1 protein-coding gene is annotated in these 3294 nt (G+C 43.3%); it reads left to right on the top strand.

Annotated elements, in window-relative coordinates; all coding sequences use genetic code 11:
• Positions 1-471: 471 nt before the first annotated feature.
• Positions 472-3144 (top strand): bifunctional acetaldehyde-CoA/alcohol dehydrogenase, encoded by a 2673-nt coding sequence (adhE, locus tag B9J87_RS02695; RefSeq protein ID WP_013856398.1) that lies wholly within the window; start codon positions 472-474, stop codon positions 3142-3144.
• The last annotated feature ends 150 nt before the right edge of the window (positions 3145-3294 follow it).

The following is a 3294-nucleotide window of genomic DNA, read 5'->3' as shown; positions in this document are numbered from 1 at the left end:
GTATGTGAGTGGTGTTGTTTTTTGCTCAACTGTTAACATCTGCACATTTTTAATAAAATTAGTGCTCCTAGCTGGTGGTAAAAGTGAGAGTCGATATACTCTCAGTAGCACGTAAAATGAGGTGTGTTCATTCATCTATCGCTCAAAAATGAAACTTTTTTACAGATTGTTGTAGTTTTTATAGTTTTCGTTGTTTAAGTAAATGTTTTTTATTCATTTAATTATCTATATGTTTTTTGTTTGTTTTCAGTGTCTTGTAGGCGATTTTGTAGGGTGGTTACCCCTAATTGGGTAATTAGTTTTTGAGAACTGATCTGAGTCAATTTTTTTCACACTCTGAAATATTATACTCAGTCCTGAAAGCAATTTACTAAGTCTGTCATTGTTTAAGCTGTTGAGAAAAAACAAAAACACAAAGCTGCAAACTTAATAAAGAGTTTTTAACATTTTTCTATTTTTAGGAGATCCATTATGCCTGTAACTAATTTAGCTGAACTTGATGCTCTAGTAGCGCGTGTTAAAGCGGCTCAAGCAGAATTCTCTACTTACTCTCAAGAGCAAGTAGATAAAATTTTCCGCGCAGCATCATTAGCAGCTAACCAAGCTCGTATCCCTCTAGCGCAACAAGCGGTAGCGGAATCAGGCATGGGTATTGTTGAGGATAAAGTAATCAAGAACCACTTTGCGTCTGAGTTCATCTACAACAAATACAAAGACGAAAAAACGTGTGGCATTCTTGAAGAAGATAAAAACCTAGGCACGATGACTATCGCTGAGCCTGTAGGCATCATCTGCGGTATCGTTCCAACCACTAACCCTACTTCTACTGCAATCTTCAAATCTCTCATCTCTTTGAAGACTCGTAACGGTATCATCTTCTCGCCACACCCACGTGCGAAAAATTCAACTAACGATGCAGCTAAACTCGTGTTAGATGCAGCAGTTGCAGCTGGCGCGCCAAAAGATATCATCGGCTGGATTGATCAACCTTCAGTTGAGCTATCTAACGCGCTAATGAAGCACGAAGGTATTGCACTTATCCTTGCAACAGGTGGTCCTGGCATGGTGAAAGCAGCTTACTCGTCAGGTAAACCAGCAATCGGTGTAGGTGCAGGTAACGTTCCAGTTGTAATCGACGAAACGGCAGACATCAAACGTGCAGTTGCTTCTGTTCTTATGTCTAAAACATTCGATAACGGTGTGGTATGTGCTTCTGAGCAAGCGGTTATCGTTATGGACGAAGTGTATGACGAAGTAAAAGAACGTTTCGCGAGCCATAAAGCGCATGTTTTAAGTAAAGCAGACGCAGACAAAGTACGTAAGGTACTGCTTATCGATGGCGCACTAAACGCGAAAATCGTAGGCCAACCAGCAACAGCCATCGCTGAAATGGCGGGCGTTAAAGTTCCAGCAGATACTAAAATTCTTGTCGGTGAAGGTATTGGCGAAGTTTCTTATGACGATGAATTCGCACATGAAAAACTTTCTCCAACACTTGGCATGTTCCGCGCGACTTCTTTTGAGAACGCGGTAGAACAAGCAGTAAGAATGGTAGAAATCGGCGGTATCGGCCACACTTCTGGTCTATACACTAACCAAGACGTTAATGCAGACCGTATCCGTTACTTTGGTGACAAAATGAAGACGGCGCGTATTCTTGTAAACATCCCAACCACTCATGGTGGTATCGGTGACCTTTACAACTTTAACGTTGCACCATCTCTAACGCTAGGTTGTGGTTCTTGGGGTGGTAACTCAATTTCTGAGAACGTAGGTCCTAAGCACCTAATCAACAAGAAAACTGTTGCGAAGCGAGCTGAAAACATGTTGTGGCATAAACTACCTAAGTCAATTTACTTCCGTCGTGGTAGCCTTCCAATCGCTATGAGCGATCTTGAAGGCAAAAAACGCGCATTCCTAGTTACTGACCGTTTCCTATTCAACAACGGTTATGCAGACGACGTAGTGACTCTGCTGAAGTCAAACGGTATGGAAGTTCAAACATTCTTTGATGTAGAAGCTGATCCAACTCTATCTGTCGTAGAGAAAGGCGCTGAAGCAATGAAGAGTTTCCAACCAGACGTGATTCTAGCACTTGGTGGTGGTTCACCAATGGATGCGGCGAAGATCATGTGGGTTATGTATGAGCACCCAGAAACTCACTTTGAAGAGCTTGCAATGCGCTTTATGGATATCCGTAAACGTATCTACAAGTTCCCTAAAATGGGTCAAAAAGCAGAATTGGTTTGTATCACGACTACTTCAGGTACAGGTTCAGAAGTCACACCATTTGCCGTGGTAACAGACGACAAAACAGGTGCTAAATACCCACTAGCGGATTATGAGCTAACACCTAACATGGCTATCGTTGATGCGAACCTTGTGATGAATATGCCTAAGTCTCTAACGGCATTTGGTGGTTACGATGCTGTGACTCACGCTCTTGAAGCCTATGTATCTGTTCTTGCGAACGAATACTCTGATGGTCAAGCTCTACAAGCACTTAAGATGCTGAAAGAGTACCTACCATCAAGCTACAAAAATGGCGCAGCAGACCCAATTGCTCGTGAAAAAGTGCACAATGCAGCGACTATCGCAGGTATTGCTTTTGCTAACGCGTTCTTAGGTGTATGTCACTCTATGGCGCACAAGATCGGTGCAGAGTTCCACATCCCGCACGGCCTTGCTAACGCATTGCTTATCTCTAACGTTGTGCGCTATAACGCGAATGATAACCCAACCAAACAAACTGCGTTCTCTCAATACGACCGTCCACAAGCACGCCGTCGTTACGCTGAAGTGGCTGACCACTTGGGCTTGAGCCAAGCGGGCGACCGTACTGCTCAGAAGATTGAACGTCTACTGACTTGGTTGGAAGAGCTGAAGAAAGATCTCGACATCCCGCTATCTATCCAAGCGGCTGGCGTGAATGAAGCGGATTTCCTCGCAAAAGTTGACGTGCTATCAGTTGAAGCGTTTGATGACCAATGTACTGGTGCAAACCCACGCTACCCACTGATTTCTGAGCTAAAAGAAGTACTTCTTGCGGCTTACTATGGTACAGCGTTTGTTGAAGGTGAAACTTTCGAAGGCACTACCGTTATCAAGAAGAAAGATGACCAAAAACCAGCAAAGAAAAAGTAAGCTGAGTTATTGAGGGATTTTCGCTAGCACGAAACAATCTCTATCGGGAAAAGATAAAGCCTCACCATCTGGTGAGGCTTTTTTTTATCGAGCAACTTCATTATCAAAAGCGTGGGTGAGGTTGGAGCTATCCCCACATGACTAAAATAG

It is taken from the genome of Vibrio sp. V19_P1S1T109 (assembly GCF_002241375.1).
Lineage (GTDB): Bacteria > Pseudomonadota > Gammaproteobacteria > Enterobacterales > Vibrionaceae > Vibrio > Vibrio anguillarum.
This window is presented reverse-complemented; position numbering and strand designations above follow the sequence as displayed.